Source organism: Streptomyces sp. NPDC043427, from assembly GCF_056436655.1.
Map to the genome: position 1 here is coordinate 6,591 of NZ_JBWKCC010000012.1, position 16,582 is coordinate 23,172.

Below are 16,582 nucleotides of genomic sequence, written 5' to 3' on the forward strand. Positions count from 1 at the left end.
GGAGGGGCGGGGCTGGTGGGTGTAGTTGTGGCGCCGCATGTTAAAGGAGAGAAGCCGAGAGAGAGGGAGAAAAAAGCAAAAATGGCGTGACCCTCCCCCCCCCCCCCCCCCCCCCGGCGCCTTTTCGAGCAGGGTTCAGACGCTCAGCCCGTCCGACGATCGAGGACGAGGCCGTTGAGGCCGAAGCCGGGGTCTGGGGGCTGCAGCCCCCAGGGACGGCAACCTCAGACCAGGTTCACCGCACGAGCCGACGTCGCCCCGATCTCGGCAGCGACCTCCGCCAACACCCCGGCGGGCACCGTGTCGTCGACGGTCAGGACGGCCAACGCCTCGCCGCCCGCCGCCGCACGAGCGACCTGCATACCGGCGATGTTGATGCCCGCCTCACCGAAGATCCGGCCGACCGTGCCGACGACGCCGGGACGGTCCTCGTACTTCAGGACGACCATGTGGTCGGCGAGCGCGAGGTCGACGTCGTACTCGCCGACCGCGACGATCTTCTGGAGGTGCTTCGGACCGGCCAGCGTGCCGGAGACCGACACCTCCTCGCCGTCCGAGAGCGTGCCGCGCACGGTGACGACGTTGCGGTGATCGGCCGACTCCGAGCTGGTGGTCAGCCGCACCTCGACGCCGCGCTCCTGGGCGAACAGCGGGGCGTTGACGTACGAGACGGTCTCATCGACGACGTCCTCGAACACACCCTTCAAGGCGGACAGCTCCAGCACCTTCACGTCGTGCTGGGTGATCTCGCCGTACACCTCGACGTCGAGACGGACCGCGACCTCGCCCGCGAGGGCGGTGAAGATGCGGCCGAGGCGCTCGGCGAGGGGCAGTCCGGGCTTGACGTCCTCGGCGATGACACCACCCTGGACGTTCACGGCGTCGGGCACGAGCTCACCGGCGAGCGCGAGGCGCACGGACCTCGCGACGGCGATACCGGCCTTCTCCTGCGCCTCGTCGGTGGAGGCACCGAGGTGCGGGGTGGAGACCACCTGGTCGAACTCGAACAGCGGGGAGTCCGTGCAGGGCTCCTTCGCGTACACGTCGAGACCGGCGCCGGCGACCCGGCCCTCCTTGAGGGCGGAGTACAGCGCCTCCTCGTCGACGATCCCGCCGCGCGCGGCGTTGACGATGCGCACGCTCGGCTTGACCTTGCGCAGCGCCTCGTCGCCGATCAGGCCGACCGTCTCGGGGGTCTTGGGCAGGTGGACGGTGATGAAGTCGGAGACCTCGAGCAGCTCGTCCAGCGACAGCACCTTGACGCCCATCTGGGCGGCGCGGGCGGGCTGGATGTAGGGGTCGTAGGCGACGACCTTCATGCCGAAGGCGGACATGCGCTGCGCGACGAGCGCGCCGATGCGGCCGAGGCCGACGACGCCGAGGGTCTTCTCGGCCAGCTCCACGCCCGTGTACTTGCTGCGCTTCCACTCGCCGTTCTTCAGCGCGGCGTTGGCCTGCGGGATGTGGCGGGCGGTGGCGAGGAGGAGACCACAGGCCAGTTCGGCGGCGGTCACGATGTTGGAGGTGGGGGCGTTGACGACCATCACGCCGGCCTTGGTGGCGGCGGAGACGTCGACGTTGTCCAGACCGACGCCGGCACGTGCGACGACCTTCAGCTTGCGCGCGGCGGCGACCGCCTCGGCGTCCACCTTGGTCGCCGAGCGGATCAGGATCGCGTCGACGTCGGCGATGGCCGGGAGCAGTTCGGCTCGGTCCGCTCCGTTGCAGTGCCGGATCTCGAAGTCCGGGCCAAGCGCGTCCACGGTCGCGGGCGACAGCTCTTCAGCGATGAGTACGACAGGTTTCGAGCTCACGTGAGTCCTCACAGGTCCAATGCGGACGGCCGTCCCGACGGCCGCAGGCGGTGGAGGGGCTAGCCGCGTGGAAGACGCACGACGTTGTGGGCCTGACGCGTATGTAGTGCAGCAGTGTAGTGGCGCCACGAGCGCGTTCCTGCGCCACGACGGCGGATCCCCCGGACGAGGCTGTACACGCCGGATAACCCCAAAATAGCCCCTCCGGCGCACGAGGAGCGGGTCCGGGCGGAGTCCGCGACGGTGCCCCCCAACCGGCGGCACCGTCGCGGAACGAGGCTCACGCCTCTTCGTTCACCCAGCTCATCAGCTTGCGCAGCTGCTTGCCGGTGGTCTCCAGCAGGTGCTCGGAGTCCTGGTCCTTGTACTCGTTGTACTTCTTCAGACCGCCGTGGTACTCGTCCATCCAGTTCTGGGCGAAGGTGCCGTCCTGGATCTCGGCGAGGACCTGCTTCATCTCGGCCTTGGTGGCGTCCGTGATGATGCGCGGGCCGGTGACGTAGTCGCCCCACTCGGCGGTCTCGGAGACGGACCAGCGCATCTTCTCCAGGCCGCCCTCGTACATGAGGTCCACGATCAGCTTCAGCTCGTGCAGGCACTCGAAGTAGGCGATCTCCGGCTGGTAGCCGGCCTCGACCAGGGTCTCGAAGCCCGCCTTGACCAGCGCGGCCGTACCACCGCAGAGGACGGCCTGCTCACCGAACAGGTCGGTCTCGGTCTCCTCGGTGAAGGTCGTCTTGATGACACCGGCACGCGTGCCGCCGATGGCCTTGGCGTACGACAGGGCCAGCGCGAAGGCGTTGCCCGTGGCGTCCTGCTCGACCGCGGCGATCGCGGGGACACCGCGACCCTCCTCGTACTGGCGGCGCACCAGGTGGCCCGGGCCCTTCGGGGCGACCAGGGCGACGTCGACGCCGGCCGGGGCCTTGATGAAGCCGAAGCGGACGTTGAAGCCGTGGGCGAAGAACAGCGCGTCGCCGTCGTTCAGGTTCGGGGCGATGGACTCCTCGTAGACCTGGGCCTGGATCGGGTCCGGGATGAGGATCATGATGACGTCGGCCTCGGCGGCGGCCTCCGACGGCGTCACCACACGCAGGCCCTGCTCCTCGGCCTTGGACTTGGACTTGGAGCCCTCGTGCAGACCGACACGCACGTCGACACCGGAGTCACGCAGCGACAGGGCGTGGGCGTGGCCCTGGCTGCCGTAGCCGATGACCGCGACCTTGCGGCCCTGGATGATGGACAGGTCGGCGTCAGCGTCGTAGAACAGCTCGGCCACTTTGGGTTCTCTCCTTGAATGCAGGTGTTGCGTCCACCGTATGACGGGGAGCGGGAGGGAGGTTTCGGGGTCTCGGTATACGGGCGGCCGGTGTCACCCGATCGCCCGATTCCGTTCGTGACAAGGCTTACGCCGAACGGTCCAGAGCGCGCAGGGACCGGTCGGTGATCGAACGCGCACCGCGTCCGATCGCGATGGTGCCGGACTGGACGAGTTCCTTGATGCCGAAGGGCTCCAGCATCTTGAGCATCGCGGACAGCTTCTCGCTGCTGCCGGTGGCCTCGATGGTGACGGCCTCCGGGGAGACGTCGACGGTCTTGGCGCGGAACAGCTGGACGATCTCGACGATCTGGGAGCGCGTCTCGTTGTCGGCGCGCACCTTCACCAGAACGAGTTCGCGCTGCACCGCCTGTGACGGCTCCAGCTCGACGATCTTCAGCACGTTGACGAGCTTGTTGAGCTGCTTGGTCACCTGCTCCAGCGGCAGGTCCTCCACGCCCACGACGATGGTGATGCGGGAGATGTCGGGGTGCTCGGTGACGCCGACCGCGAGCGAGTCGATGTTGAAGCCGCGGCGGGAGAACAGGGCGGCGATCCGGGCGAGGATGCCCGGGGTGTTCTCCACCAGGACGGAGAGCGTGTGCTTGGACATGATCTGCTTCCTTTACGGCTCTCAGTCGTCTTCGTTGTCGCCGAAGTCGGGGCGGACGTCCCGGGCGGCCATGATCTCGTCGTTGGAGGTGCCGGCGGCGACCATCGGCCACACCATCGCGTCCTCGTGGACGATGAAGTCGACGACGACCGGGCGGTCGTTGATCGAGTTCGCCTCCTCGATGACCTTGTCGAGGTCGTCCGGGGACTCGCAGCGGATGGCGTAGCAGCCCATGGCCTCCGACAGCTTCACGAAGTCGGGGACGCGGGTGCCGCGGGCCTGCGGGTTGAGGTCGTTCGGGCCGCTGTGCAGCACGGTGTTGGAGTAGCGCTGGTTGTAGAACAGGGTCTGCCACTGGCGGACCATTCCGAGGGCGCCGTTGTTGATGATGGCGACCTTGATCGGGATGTTGTTCAGGGCGCAGGTGGTGAGTTCCTGGTTGGTCATCTGGAAGCAGCCGTCGCCGTCGATCGCCCAGACGGCCTTGCCGGGCGCGCCGGCCTTGGCGCCCATGGCGGCCGGGACGGCGTAGCCCATGGTTCCGGCGCCGCCGGAGTTCAGCCAGGTGGCGGGCTTGTCGTACTGGATGAAATGAGCGGCCCACATCTGGTGCTGGCCGACGCCCGCCGCGAAGATCGTGCCCTCGGGGGCGAGCTGGCCGATGCGCTCGATGACCTGCTGCGGGGAGAGCGAGCCGTCGGCGGGCTGGTCGTAGCCGAGCGGGTAGGTCTCGCGCCAGCGGTCGAGGTCCTTCCACCAGGCGGTGTAGTCGCCCGGGCCGCCCTCGCTGTGCTCCTTCTGCACCGCCTGGATCAGGTCGGCGATGACCTCGCGGGCGTCACCGACGATCGGCACGTCCGCGGCGCGGTTCTTGCCGATCTCCGCCGGGTCGATGTCGGCGTGGACGATCTTGGCGTAGGGGGCGAAGCTGTCCAGTTTGCCGGTGACGCGGTCGTCGAAGCGGGCGCCGAGGGCGACGATCAGGTCGGCCTTCTGCAGGCCCGTGACAGCGGCCACCGACCCGTGCATGCCCGGCATACCCAGGTGCTGCGGGTGACTGTCGGGGAACGCACCCAGCGCCATCAGGGTGGTGGTGACGGGGGCACCGGTCAGCTCGGCGAGGACCTTCAGTTCGGCGGTGGCGCCGGCCTTGAGCACGCCGCCGCCGACGTAGAGGATCGGCCGCTTGGCGGCGGTGATCAGCTTGGCGGCCTCGCGGATCTGCTTGGCGTGCGGCTTGGTCACCGGGCGGTAGCCGGGCAGGTCCATGGTGGGCGGCCAGGTGAAGGTGGTCTTCGCCTGGAGGGCGTCCTTGGCGATGTCGACCAGGACCGGGCCGGGGCGGCCGGTGGAGGCGATGTGGAACGCCTGCGCGATGACCCGGGGGATGTCCTCGGCCTTGGTGACCAGGAAGTTGTGCTTGGTGACCGGCATGGTGATGCCGACGATGTCCGCCTCCTGGAAGGCGTCCGTACCGATGGCCGAGGAGGCGACCTGGCCGGTGATCGCGACCAGCGGCACGGAGTCCATGTGCGCGTCGGCGATCGGGGTGACCAGGTTGGTGGCGCCCGGTCCCGAGGTGGCCATGCAGACGCCGACCTTGCCTGTGGCCTGCGCGTAGCCGGTGGCCGCGTGGCCCGCTCCCTGCTCGTGACGGACCAGGACGTGGCGCACCCGGGTCGAGTCCATCAGCGGATCGTAGGCGGGAAGGATCGCACCGCCGGGAATGCCGAATACCGTGTCGGCGCCGACCTCCTCGAGAGAACGGATGAGGGACTGCGCACCCGTGACGTGCTCGATGGGAGCGGAGTGCTGTCCTCCGGATCGGGGCCGCGGCTGCGGATGGGCCCCGGTGGCCTGCTCGGTCATCGTCATTCTCTTCTCGATGCTGAGGGTTTGTGCGAGGTTTGTACGACGTTGGGCTCGTGCCCGGACGGAGTTCGACTCGCGCCCGTGCAACAAAAAACCCCTCGTGCCGCAAGGCAAGCGAGGGGAGCGCGCCGGGAGTGGTCGCTGGGGGTTCCGGATCGTCCGGTGCGTCCCAGCTCAGCCGACGCGCTGTCCAAGTACGAGAATTCGGGTGCGCATGGCTCTGACCCTCCCCCCGGCACGCACCGACTGTCAAGTGGGTGGGACGGGAGTCTCATTATGTGGGCGCAGACCACTTCCGCCGAGAACGGCGGTGACACCGCTGGTGTACACCCCCGCGCCCCCGACGCGCCCCTGCGGTTCCCTCACGCCGCCCGCGAACGCCGGTTCGACCGGCCCGTTCGGCACCGGATAGCGGCCGGAACCCAGCGCTCGGCGCAGCCGGTACTCGTCCAGGGGCCCGGAGAACGCCATGCCCTGCCCGTGGGTGCAGCCCATCGCGCGCAGGGCGACGGCCTGCTCCGGGAGGTCCACGCCGTCGGCGATGGACTGGAGCCCGAGGTCGGTGGCGATGCGCAGCAGCCCACTGGTGATCTTGTGCAGCCGCGCCGACTCGACGACTCCCTCGACGAGAGTGCGGTCGAGCTTCATCACGTCGACGGGGAGTCGCCTCAGGGCCGTGATCGCGCCGTAGCCGCTGCCGAACCCGTCGAGCGCGATCCGGACACCGACCCTCCTGAGGGCGCTCAGCCGGCGTTCCAGCTCGTCCAGCGGGACCCGCGGGTCCGTGTCGGACAGCTCGATCACCAGCGACCCGGACGGCAGCCCGTGCCGGGTCAGCAGGGCCTCCACGGTGCCCAGCGGCATCGACCGGTCGAGCAGGCGCCGGGCGCTCATCCGGACCACCACCGGTACGTTGATGCCGTTCGCCGCGCGCTCGGCGGCCTGTTCGACGGACTCCTGGAGCACCCAGCGCCCGAGCTCGGCGGTCTTGTCGCTGTCTTCCGCCACCCGCAGGAACTCGGCGGGTGTGAACAGCACCCCCTGCGAGGAGCGCCAGCGGGCCTGGGCGGCGACCGAGGTGATCCGGCCGTCCTCCAGGCACACCACGGGCTGGTGCAGCAGGGCGAACTCGCCGTCGTTCAACGCGGCCCGCAGACGCGTGGCCAGCTCCGCCTTGCGTACGACGTCCTGCTGCATCTGGGGCTTGTACAGCTCGACCCGGCCCTTGCCGCCCGCCTTGGCGCGGTACATGGCGAGGTCGGCGTTGCGCAGCAGTTCGCCCGCGCCCAGACCGGGCTCGGCGAAGGCGACCCCGATGGAGGCGGCGACGCGGACGTCGTTGCCGTCGATGAGGTACGGCTGGGAGAGCGTGAGCCTGAGGCGGTCGGCGAGCTCCAGGATGTGGCGTTCGCGGGCGGTGCGGTCGCGGGTGCCGTCGCCGATGATCAGCGCCGCGAACTCGTCGCCGCCCAGCCGGGACGCCGTGTCCCCGTGCCGGACCGCTTCCTGGAGCCTGCGGGCGGCCTGGACGAGCAGTTCGTCCCCGGCCTGGTGGCCGATCGTGTCGTTGACGGCCTTGAAGCCGTCGAGGTCGATGAAGAGGACGGCCGTGCCGCGCAGGATGGCGCCGCGGTCGGTGGCGCGGCGGCCGGACACGGCCTGCTGGACGCGCTGGGTGAACAGCGCGCGGTTGGGCAGGTCGGTGAGCGGGTCGTGCTCGGCGTTGTGCTGGAGCTGTGCCTGCAGGCGCACGCGTTCGGTCACGTCCCGGCTGTTGAAGATGAGGCCGCCGTGGTGGCGGTTGACGGTCGACTCGACGTTGAGCCAGCCTCCCCCACCTCCCGAGCGGAAGCGGCACTCGATGCGGGTGGTGGGTTCCTCGAGCGGGCTGGCGGCGAGGAAGCGGCGCACCTCGTGCACCACGCAGCCCAGGTCCTCCGGGTGGATGAGGTTGGCCAGTTCGGTGCCGACGAGTTCCTCGGCGGGCCGTCCGTAGACCCCGGCGGCGGCCGGGGAGACGTAGCGCAGGATGCCGTTGGGCGCGGCGATCATGATGACGTCGCTGGAGCCCTGGACCAGGGAGCGGAAGTGGTTCTCCTTCTGCGCCAGTTCCTGGGTGAGGGTGATGTTGTCGAGCAGCATGATGCCCTGCCGCATCACGAGGGCGAGCACGACGGTGCCTCCGGTGAGGAGGACCACGCGGTCGACGCTGCGGCCGTTGAGGACGTTGTAGAGGATCCCCAGGGTGCAGACCGCGGCGGCCAGGTAGGGCGTGAGGGCGGCCAGGGAGCCGGTGATGGGCCGGGTGGCCGGATACCGGCTGTGATCGCCTCCCTGTGGGGGCGCGTGGTGGTGGCCGACGGCGCGCTGGCCGGGCAGGTGTTCGTGGACCACGCGCGTGTGCCCGTCCGGGATGTGCCGGTCGGGGTGGCGCCGGCCGGCCTCCGGCTGCCCCTGCCGGGGCATGGCCCAGGGGGCGTACGCCAGGAGAAGCGAGCCGGCGAACCAGCCCGCGTCGAGGAGCTGGCCCGAGCGGTAGCTGTGGTGCAGCAGTGGTGAGGTGAACAGGGCGTCGCACATCACGGTCAGGGCGAGCCCGCCGATCGCGGTGTTGACCGCGGTGCGGTTGACCGCCGAGCGCCGGAAGTGCAGCGCGAGCACCATGCTGACCAGGGCGATGTCGAGCAGCGGGTAGGCCAGTGACAGGGCGGCGTGCGAGACGCTGGAGCCCTCGGTCTTGGCCGCCTGGGCGAGGGCCAGGCTCCATGACAGGGTGAGCAGCGAGCCGCCGATCAGCGAGGCGTCCAGGCCGAGGCACACCCAGCCGGCCTTGGTCACGGGCCGCTTGGCGAGCACGAGCAGGCCGACGATGGCGGGGGGCGCGAAGCACAGGAAGAACCCGTCGGCGTAGCTGGGGCTGGGCACGGGCTGTTCGAGGACGACCTCGTACCACCCCCAGACCAGGTTGCCCAGGGACGCCATCACCGAGGAGAGGGCGAACAGCAGCCAGGCGGGTCGGAAGCGGACGCGGCGGGTGCGCGCGTAGAGCAAGCACGAGACCGCGGCGGCGGCCGCCGCGGCGCTCAGCCCGAAGTCGCCCATGATCAGCGCGAGTTCGTCGGAGCCCCAGCCGAGCGCGGAACCGACGGCGTATCCCGCGCACACCAGGGCCAGGACGAGTTGGCGGACCAGGCTCGTCCGGCCGCCGGGGGCCGGCGGCCGGGCGGGCGGTGCTGCTGTCGGGGGCTGTGCCCGCAGCGCTCCGTCGAGTGTGGTGGTGGGAGGCGGGGGCGAACTCACCGGTCCCTCCCGGTCCGCGTCGCTCCCGGGTCCCGCGGGCCGCGATGCGTCGGCGGGGCGTGCCTGCGGCGGTTGTCGCGCTTGGGGTGGTAGTGACTGTGGTGGCCGTTGTCGCTGCCGTGGCGGCCGCGCCTGCGCGCGGTCGGGTCGCAGGGTCGCCGTCGGCGGCCCCGCCGCGTCGGATCGTTCGTCCATAGGCCGTGCATCGCCCGTCGCCCCCCTCACAAGTCTGAAATGTCCATCCCCGGCGCCGAACGGTGCGCGGCGCAGCCCCTGTCGGGACGATACACCAGTCTCGTCACTCAGGGACATAGTTCCTCTACGCTCCGTGACGACCAGCGGCGATGTGAGTACGGACCGCTTGCGCGGGACTGCGGAGGGTACTCGAACCGGACTAGGCGCCTGTCACGCCCGTCGTAAGGATCACGTTGCCGAGCGGCTCCCGGTTCACGAAACGGTTCAACTGATCCACCAGCAGGCGCTTGGCCCGGGGCAGGAACGCGGACGTGGGGCCGCCGACGTGGGGGCTGATCAGCACACCCGGCGCACGCCACAGGGGGTGGGCGAGGGGCAGCGGCTCGGGTTCGGTGACGTCGAGGGCGGCGGTGATGCGGCCGCTGTCCAGCTCGGCGAGCAGAGCCTTGGTGTCGACGACGGAGCCGCGGGCCACGTTCACCAGGAGCGCCCCGTCCTTCATCCGGCCGAGGAAGTCGGCGTTCACCAGGCCGCGCGTGCTCTCCGTCAGGGGCGTCGAGAGGATCACCACGTCCGCCTCGGGGAGCAGGGCGGGCAGGTCGGTGAGCGGATGCACCGGCCCGCGCGCCGTGGTGCGCTCGGAGCGCGCGACGCGCGCCACCCGCGCGACCTCGAACGGAACGAGCCGGTCCTCGATCGCCGATCCGATCGATCCGTACCCCACGATGAGCACGTTCTTGTCGGCGAGCGCGGGCCGGAATCCGCCGAGCCACTCCCCCCTGTCCTGCGCCCGCACGAAGTCCGGGACCCCGCGCAGCGAGGCGAGGACGAGGGTCAGCGTGAGCTCGGCGGTGCTCGCCTCGTGCACACCGCGCGCGTTGCACAGCCGTACGCCGGGAGGCAGGTGCTTCAGGGCGGGCTCGACGTGGTCGATGCCGGCGGAGAGCGTCTGGACGACCTGCACGGAGCTCATCCCGGGCAGCGGGCGCTGTCCGACCTGGGGCGGCTTCATGTACGGGACGACGTAGAAGACGCAGTCGGCCGGGTCCGCGGGGAACTCCGGCTCGCCGTCCCAGAAGCGGTAGGCGGGCCCCTCGGGGAGTCCCTCGATCTCGTCCGGCGGGATGGGCAGCCACACATCAGCAGTCATGCTCAGGAGGCTATGTCAGGTACGCGCGGGCGCAGAGGTTAGGTTGGGGGGCCAGGAAAGGGAGGGTCACGACCAGGTGGAGCGCAGGACGATCGGCGCGGCGGCGCTCGCGGTGGGGGCCGTCGGACTCGGGTGCATGCCGATGAGCTGGGCGTACAACGGGTCGCGGCAGCGGGGCGACGAGTCGCTCAGGGCCGTGCACCGGGCGCTCGATCTGGGCTCGACGCTGCTTGACACGGCCGACATGTACGGCCCGTTCACCAACGAGCTGTTGGTGGGGCGGGCGTTGAAGGAGCGGCGGCAGGACGCCTTCGTGTCGACGAAGGTCGGACTGCTGGTGGGGGAGCAGCACATCGTGGCCAACGGCCGTCCCGGCTACGTGAGACGGGCCTGCGACGCGTCGCTGCGGCGCCTGCAGACGGACGTGATCGATCTCTACCAGCTGCACCGCGCCGACCCCGAGGTCCCGGTCGAGGAGACCTGGGGCGCGATGGCCGACCTCGTGCGGGCCGGCAAGGTACGGGCGTTGGGGCTGTGCGCGGTGGGTGCGCGGGGCGGTCGGCGGTCCGGGGGGCGGCTGCACGACGCGACGATCCGGCAGTTGAAGCGGGTGCAGCAGGTCTTCCCGGTGAGCGCGGTGGAGGCGGAGCTGTCCGTGTGGTCGCCGGAGGCGCTGGACACGCTGTTGCCGTGGTGCGAGACGCGCGGGATCGGCTTCCTCGCGGCGATGCCGCTCGGCAACGGCTTCCTGACCGGCACGCTGACCCCCGGCGAGGGTTTCGAACCCGACGACCTGCGCGCCCGCCACCCCCGCTTCACCGCCGAGATGATGGCCGCGAACCAGCCCATCGTCGTCGGCCTGCGCCGCGTCGCCCGCCGCCACGGCGAGGGCGTCACACCAGCCCAGGTGGCGCTGGCGTGGGTGCTGGCGCAGGGTCGGCACGTGGTGCCCGTACCGGGGTCGAAGCAGGAGCGCTGGGTGACGGAGAACGCGGCGGCGGCCGGTCTGCGGCTCACCGAGCGGGACCTGGCGGAGGTGGCGGAACTGCCGAGGGCGCTGGGGTCGTGGGACTGAGGGGGCGGGTCCGGCAGGTCTGACGCAGGCGCGCGTCACCCGTTCTGCTTGGGGTGGCCGTGATCGGGAACCCGGGACGCGCGAGGTGCGTATGACAGGGAGAACCGGCCGTGTCGAAGGGGGACGATGATGGTGCAACGTGGAGCGGTGTCGGCCGTGTTGGCCGTCGCCGCGCTCCTGGTGACGGCCGGTTGCTCCTCCGGCGGCGGTGAGGCGCCGGGCGCCGCGGGCGGTACGACACCGAGTACGACGCCGAGTCGCACGGGCCCGCAGCCGTCGGCGCAGACGTCTGAGGACACCGCGCCCGCGAAGGGCACGGTGAAGGTGGTCCGCACGGTCGCCGAGGACCTCGACTCGCCCTGGGGCCTCGCCCCGCTGGCCGACGGCGGTCTGCTCGTCTCCTCCCGCGACGAGGGCACGATCACCCGGGTCGACGAGCAGACCGGGAAGAAGACCGAGCTCGGTGAGGTGCCCGGGGTGTCGGCGGCGGGCGAGGGCGGCCTGCTGGGCATCGCGCTCTCCCCCGACTACGCCGCGGACCACATGGTCTACGCGTACTTCACCTCGGTCTCGGACAACCGCATCGTCCGCATGCTGTACGACGAGAAGAAGCCCGCCGGTGAGCAGCTGGGCGCCCCCGACACGATCTTCAAGGGCATCCCCAAGGGCGTGATCCACAACGGCGGCCGGATCGCCTTCGGCCCGGACCGGATGCTGTACGCGGGTACGGGCGAGAGCGGCGAGCGGGGCCTGTCGCAGGACCGGAAGTCCCTGGGCGGAAAGATCCTGCGCCTGACCCCGGAGGGCGAACCGGCCCCCGGCAACCCGTTCCCCGACTCCCCGGTCTACTCCTACGGCCACCGCAACGTACAGGGGCTGGCCTGGGACTCCCAGCAGCGCCTGTTCGCCTCGGAGTTCGGCCAGAACACCTGGGACGAGCTGAACGCGATCAAGCCCGGCGACAACTACGGCTGGCCGCGGGCGGAGGGCGAGTCGGACGACTCCGGGTACGTGAACCCGATAGCCCAGTGGCGCACCGAGGAGGCATCCCCCAGCGGCATCGCCTACGCCGAGGGCTCCGTCTGGATGGCGGGCCTGCGCGGCCAGCGCCTGTGGCGCATCCCCCTGAAGGGCACGGAGGCCTCGGCGGCCCCGCAGGCGTTCCTGCAGGGCGACCACGGCCGCCTGCGTACGGTCGTGTCGGCCGGCGGCGACAAGCTGTGGCTGGTCACGAGCGAGACGGACGGCCGCGGCTCGCCGCAGAGCGGGGACGACAAGATCCTGGAGCTGCGGGTGAGCTGAGGCGGCCCCCTCAGACCTCCCCCGCGTCTCCCCCGGCGCCGTCGTCCGTCTCGGTCGGCGGCTCGGGACGGCGCACGACAACCTTTCCCGAGGCGAGGTCTATCGGTCCGCGCCCGGGATCGGCGTCGCCGACGTCCACCCGGGTCAGCTCCAGCCGGTTCTGCTCGTCACGGGTGTGTTTGCGGCCGGGTGCGAACAGTTCCTCGAACATGTTGAACACGGCGCCTCCTGCCGATTTCCTTCAGCGTACGCCTCAGCCCGTCAGGGACGCCGTGCGAGCGTCGGGCGGGAACAGTCCCAGCCGGTGCGCCACGGCCGCCGCCTCTCCTCGGCCCGAGACGTTGAGCTTGGCCAGGATGTTGGAGACGTGGACGCTCGCCGTCTTGGGGGAGATGAAGAGTTCCTCGGCGATCTGGCGGTTGGTGCGGCCCGCGGAGACCAGGCGCAGGACGTCGCGCTCCCGGCCGGTGAGGCCGAGGGCCTCGACCGGGTCGGAGGGCAGCGCCTGGGCGTGGGTCAGGGACAGGCGGGCACGCTGGGCGAGGAGCGTGACGGCGTCGGCCAACGGACGGGCGCGGAGGTGGTCGGCGACGGCGCGGGCGAGGCGCAGCAGCTCCGTGGCGCGGGCACGCTCGTCGTCGCCGCCGGCCGTGAGGAGGGCCTCGGCCAGGCGCAGGCGGAGGCGGGCAAGGTCGTAGGGGCGCTCCAGCGACTCGAAGACGGTGACCACCTCGGTCCAGGTGTCCGCGGTGTCCCGGCGCTCGGCGCGCAGGAGTTCGGCGCGGACCCACTTCTCGTGGGCGAGCCAGACCGGGGCGTTCGTGGTGAGTTTTCTGGCCGTTTCGAAGAGGCGTGCCAGGGCCTCGTTGCGTCCCTGTTGCGCGGCGGGGCTGCGGGCCTCGGCCTCCGCGGTGGCGGCGGCCAGCAGCAGGGGCCACCCGTAGCGCTGGGTTCCCGGAGGGAGGCCCGGAGCCAGGGCGCGTTCGAGATGGGCCCGGGCGTCCGGGAGGCGGCCCTCGGCGGCGGCGACGCCCAGGGCGAGGCGGACCAGGGGCAGTTCGTGCAGAGGGGCGTCCTCATGCTCGCCGAAGTGGACGCGCGCGGCGGTCAGTTGGTCGGCGGCCTCGGCCAGGTCACCCCGGGCCAGGGCGAGTTCGGCTCGCAGGGTCGCGTGGAAGCCTCGCGTCTTGGCGCTCCGGACGAACTGCCGGGCGGTGGCCACGGCATGGTCCACCCCGTCCCAACGGCCCAGGGAGAAGAGGGATTCGGCGAGGTTGCCCCACAGCCATGCCTCGGTGTCGGACAGTCCGTGCCGCCTCGCGTGGACGAGGCCCTCCTCCAGGATGGGGACGGCCTCCCGGGAGCGGCCCACGGCTTCGAGTTCGGACGGCAGGTTCACGTAGGCGTTCAGCGCGACGTGGGGGATGTTCTCCGCGAGCGCCTGCTCCTTGACCTCGCGCAGCTCCCCCAAGCCGTCCTCGATGTGGCCGGCGGCGGCCTTGAGGACACCGAGGACCTGGCGGGCGTCGAGTTCGGTCTCGCGGGCGCCGACCATGCGGGCGTACTCCACCGCCTGCTCGGCGGCCGCGTAGGCGTCGGGCCCGGGGGCGTGGATCATGGACCAGCAGGCGACGTGGACGAGCACCTCGGCGTGCACCTCGCTGGGCGGCAGGCCGCGTACCAGGTCCTGCGCGGCGGCCAGGTCCTCCCGGCCGTCGCCCCGGGACAGGGCGTGGACCAGCCGGGAGCGCTGCAGCAGGAACCAGGCGGCGCGCAGGGGGTCGTGCTCGTCCTCCAGCAGGCGCAGGGCCCGCTTGGTGATCTTCAGGGCGCGTTCGCGTTCGCCGCAGAGGCGTCCCGCGACGGCGGCCTCGGCCATCAGGTCCAGGTAGCGCAGCGGGGTGGCGGCCGGGTCGCAGCCGCAGGACGGGGAGAGCTCGGCGTGGTCGACGGGGCGCAGGCCGGCCCGTACGGACTCGGGGGTGGTGTCCCACAGCTCCATCGCGCGTTCCAGGAGCCGGAGTTGTTCGGCGTAGGCGTGGCGGCGGCGGGCGGTGACGGAGGCGTCGAGGACGGCGGGGAGGGCCTTGGCCGGGTCGTTGGCCTGGTACCAGTAGCTGGCCAGGCGCGTGACGCGTTCGCCGGCGGGGACGAGCGTCGGGTCGGCGTCCAGGGCCTCGGCGTAGCGGCGGTTGAGGCGGGAGCGCTCGCCGGGCAGCAGGTCGTCGCTGACGGCCTCGCGGACCAGGGAGTGGCGGAAGCGGTAGCCGTCGCCGGTGGGCGCGGCGAGCAGGAGGTTGGCGTTCACGGCGGCGCGCAGCGCCTCGATGAGGTCGTCCTCCGCGAGCCGGGCGACGGCGGCGAGCAGCCGGTACTCGACGGTGGAGCCGCCCTCGGCGACGATCCGGGCGATGCGCTGGGCGGCTTCGGGCAGGCGCTCGACGCGGACGAGGAGCAGGTCCCGCAGGGAGGCGGTGAGGCCGGTGCGGCAGCCGTCGTCCGCGGCCACGGCGAGTTCCTCGACGAAGAAGGCGTTGCCGTCGGAGCGGGCGAAGATCTCGTCGACCTGGCCGGGGTCGGGCTCGGTGCCGAGGATGCCGGCGATCTGGCGGCCGACCTCCTCGCGGGTGAGGCGGGCGAGTTCGAGGCGGCGGACGGAGCGCAGCCGGTCGAGTTCGGCGAGCAGGGGGCGCAGTGGGTGGCGGCGGTGGATGTCGTCGGCGCGGTAGGTGGCGAGGACGACGAGTCGGCCGGTGCGCAGGGTGCGAAGGAGGTAGGCGAGGAGGTGGCGGGTGGAGGTGTCGGCCCAGTGCAGGTCCTCCAGGGCGACGACGACCGTGCGGTCGGCGGCGACGCGTTCCAGCAGGCGGGCGGTGAGTTCGAAGAGGCGGGCGGTGCCCTCCTCGTCGTGCCGGTCCGAAGGGGCGTCGCCGAGTTCGGGCAGCAGCCGGGCGAGTTCCTCCTCCTGGCCCGCCGCGGCGGCGGCCAGGTCGTCCGGAAGTGCCCGGCGCAAGGCGCGCAGGGCGGTGGAGAAGGGGGCGAAGGGCAGCCCGTCGGCGCCGATCTCGACACAGCCGCCGATCGCGACGACGGCGCCCGCGCGGGCGGCCTCCGCCGCGAACTCCTCGACCAGTCGGGTCTTGCCGACCCCCGCCTCCCCGCCGATCACCCATGCCTGCGGCTCGCCCTCGGCGGCACGGTCGAGCGCCTCGTGCAGCGCGCTCAACTCGTCGGCCCGGCCCACGAACACGGGGCTGACACACCTGTTCTCCACGGGCTCGAGCATCGCATGCGGGAGCGATGGCACGGGCTCGGTTTTCGGGAGGGAGAGGGAGCGGTCGTCGAGGGGGGTGGCGAGGGAAGGCCCGGGGGCGGCTGTCGCCGGGTTCACGCGACGCGGGCGGGCCAGGGCCGCCACGGGCGGTTGGTATGGGAGTCGTGCTCGGCGGTGCGTCGGGCCGCTTCGCGGCGGGCGGCGCGGCGACCGCGGACGGCCTCGCGGACCAACCGTTCGTGCTCGGCCCGCCGCATGAGTTCGGCGGACCGGGCACGCTGGAGGTCGTACTCGTACATGGTGTGTCCCTTGAGAGAGGTGGGTTGTGGTGCATCGCTCGTTGCGATGCCTCAACCTTCGCCTCCCAGGGGGGTCCGCCACATCGGGAGAGTTCCGCATATTCGGCCCGGGGAGAGGGCCTTAGACGCGCGTGAGGGGTCTTAGGGGTCCTTGCGCTCATAGTGCAAGGACCCCTTAGGCGTGCCGTAAATGCCGTACGGCGGACCTAAGACCGTCCTGGGGACTGAGCAGGACTGAGCCCGCTCAGCCGCACGCCCCGAACGGTCTTGGGCGCACTGGTCCCCGGAGTACTCAGCCCCGGGGCGGCGACACGGATCCTGTCCGTGGTCCGGGCCCGGGAGGTCCCCGCGGCCGGAGGCCGCTGATGGG

General features: G+C 71.5%; 11 protein-coding genes. 2 read left to right on the forward strand and 9 right to left on the reverse strand.

Annotated features, from left to right (window positions below; genetic code table 11):
* Positions 1 to 224 precede the first annotated feature (224 nt).
* The 6 genes from serA to AC067M_RS20530 form a co-directional block, all read right to left on the reverse strand.
* Entirely contained in the window at positions 225 to 1,814 is a 1,590-nt protein-coding gene (gene serA / locus AC067M_RS20505; RefSeq protein ID WP_478698427.1) for a phosphoglycerate dehydrogenase, read from the reverse strand.
* 280 nt (positions 1,815 to 2,094) lie between these two features.
* Positions 2,095 to 3,093, reverse strand: a complete 999-nt coding sequence (gene ilvC / locus AC067M_RS20510) for a ketol-acid reductoisomerase (RefSeq protein ID WP_478698428.1) — start codon at positions 3,091 to 3,093, stop codon at positions 2,095 to 2,097.
* Positions 3,094 to 3,220: 127 nt separating this feature from the next.
* On the reverse strand, positions 3,221 to 3,745 hold the full coding sequence (ilvN, locus tag AC067M_RS20515; protein WP_478698429.1) for an acetolactate synthase small subunit: 525 nt from the start codon (positions 3,743 to 3,745) through the stop codon (positions 3,221 to 3,223).
* Between the two features lie 21 nt (positions 3,746 to 3,766).
* Entirely contained in the window at positions 3,767 to 5,614 is a 1,848-nt protein-coding gene (locus AC067M_RS20520) for an acetolactate synthase large subunit (protein WP_478698430.1), read from the reverse strand.
* A 252-nt stretch (positions 5,615 to 5,866) separates the two neighbouring features.
* Positions 5,867 to 8,917, reverse strand: coding sequence for a putative bifunctional diguanylate cyclase/phosphodiesterase (locus AC067M_RS20525; RefSeq protein ID WP_478698431.1), 3,051 nt, complete (start codon positions 8,915 to 8,917; stop codon positions 5,867 to 5,869).
* A gap of 394 nt (positions 8,918 to 9,311) precedes the next feature.
* On the reverse strand, positions 9,312 to 10,262 hold the full coding sequence (locus tag AC067M_RS20530; RefSeq protein WP_478698432.1) for a 2-hydroxyacid dehydrogenase: 951 nt from the start codon (positions 10,260 to 10,262) through the stop codon (positions 9,312 to 9,314).
* A gap of 76 nt (positions 10,263 to 10,338) precedes the next feature.
* On the opposite strand from AC067M_RS20530, the gene AC067M_RS20535 reads away from it, so the two are divergent.
* Together AC067M_RS20535 and AC067M_RS20540 are read left to right on the forward strand one after the other, a co-directional pair.
* Positions 10,339 to 11,337, forward strand: coding sequence for an aldo/keto reductase (locus AC067M_RS20535; RefSeq protein WP_478698433.1), 999 nt, complete (start codon positions 10,339 to 10,341; stop codon positions 11,335 to 11,337).
* Positions 11,338 to 11,463: 126 nt separating this feature from the next.
* Positions 11,464 to 12,639 (forward strand): PQQ-dependent sugar dehydrogenase, encoded by a 1,176-nt coding sequence (locus AC067M_RS20540; protein WP_478698434.1) that lies wholly within the window; start codon positions 11,464 to 11,466, stop codon positions 12,637 to 12,639.
* Positions 12,640 to 12,649: 10 nt separating this feature from the next.
* On the opposite strand, the gene AC067M_RS20545 is transcribed toward AC067M_RS20540, so the two are convergent.
* The 3 genes from AC067M_RS20545 to AC067M_RS20555 form a co-directional block, all read right to left on the reverse strand.
* Positions 12,650 to 12,859 (reverse strand): DUF6191 domain-containing protein, encoded by a 210-nt coding sequence (locus AC067M_RS20545; protein WP_478698435.1) that lies wholly within the window; start codon positions 12,857 to 12,859, stop codon positions 12,650 to 12,652.
* A 33-nt stretch (positions 12,860 to 12,892) separates the two neighbouring features.
* Positions 12,893 to 15,925: a helix-turn-helix transcriptional regulator gene (locus AC067M_RS20550; protein WP_478698577.1), complete on the reverse strand. Its 3,033-nt coding sequence runs from the start codon at positions 15,923 to 15,925 to the stop codon at positions 12,893 to 12,895.
* A 101-nt stretch (positions 15,926 to 16,026) separates the two neighbouring features.
* Positions 16,027 to 16,212: a hypothetical protein gene (locus AC067M_RS20555; protein ID WP_478698436.1), complete on the reverse strand. Its 186-nt coding sequence runs from the start codon at positions 16,210 to 16,212 to the stop codon at positions 16,027 to 16,029.
* Positions 16,213 to 16,582 lie beyond the last annotated feature (370 nt).

Excerpts from the sequence above, each read along its gene's own strand:
- ilvN (WP_478698429.1), bottom strand. The coding sequence starts at position 3,745 with ATGTCCAAGCACACGCTCTCCGTCCTGGTGGAGAACACCCCGGGCATC.
- AC067M_RS20550 (WP_478698577.1), bottom strand. The coding sequence starts at position 15,925 with ATGCTCGAGCCCGTGGAGAACAGGTGTGTCAGCCCCGTGTTCGTGGGC.
- AC067M_RS20540 (WP_478698434.1), top strand. The coding sequence starts at position 11,464 with ATGATGGTGCAACGTGGAGCGGTGTCGGCCGTGTTGGCCGTCGCCGCG.
- AC067M_RS20520 (WP_478698430.1), bottom strand. The coding sequence starts at position 5,614 with ATGACCGAGCAGGCCACCGGGGCCCATCCGCAGCCGCGGCCCCGATCC.
- AC067M_RS20555 (WP_478698436.1), bottom strand. The coding sequence starts at position 16,212 with ATGTACGAGTACGACCTCCAGCGTGCCCGGTCCGCCGAACTCATGCGG.
- AC067M_RS20530 (WP_478698432.1), bottom strand. The coding sequence starts at position 10,262 with ATGACTGCTGATGTGTGGCTGCCCATCCCGCCGGACGAGATCGAGGGA.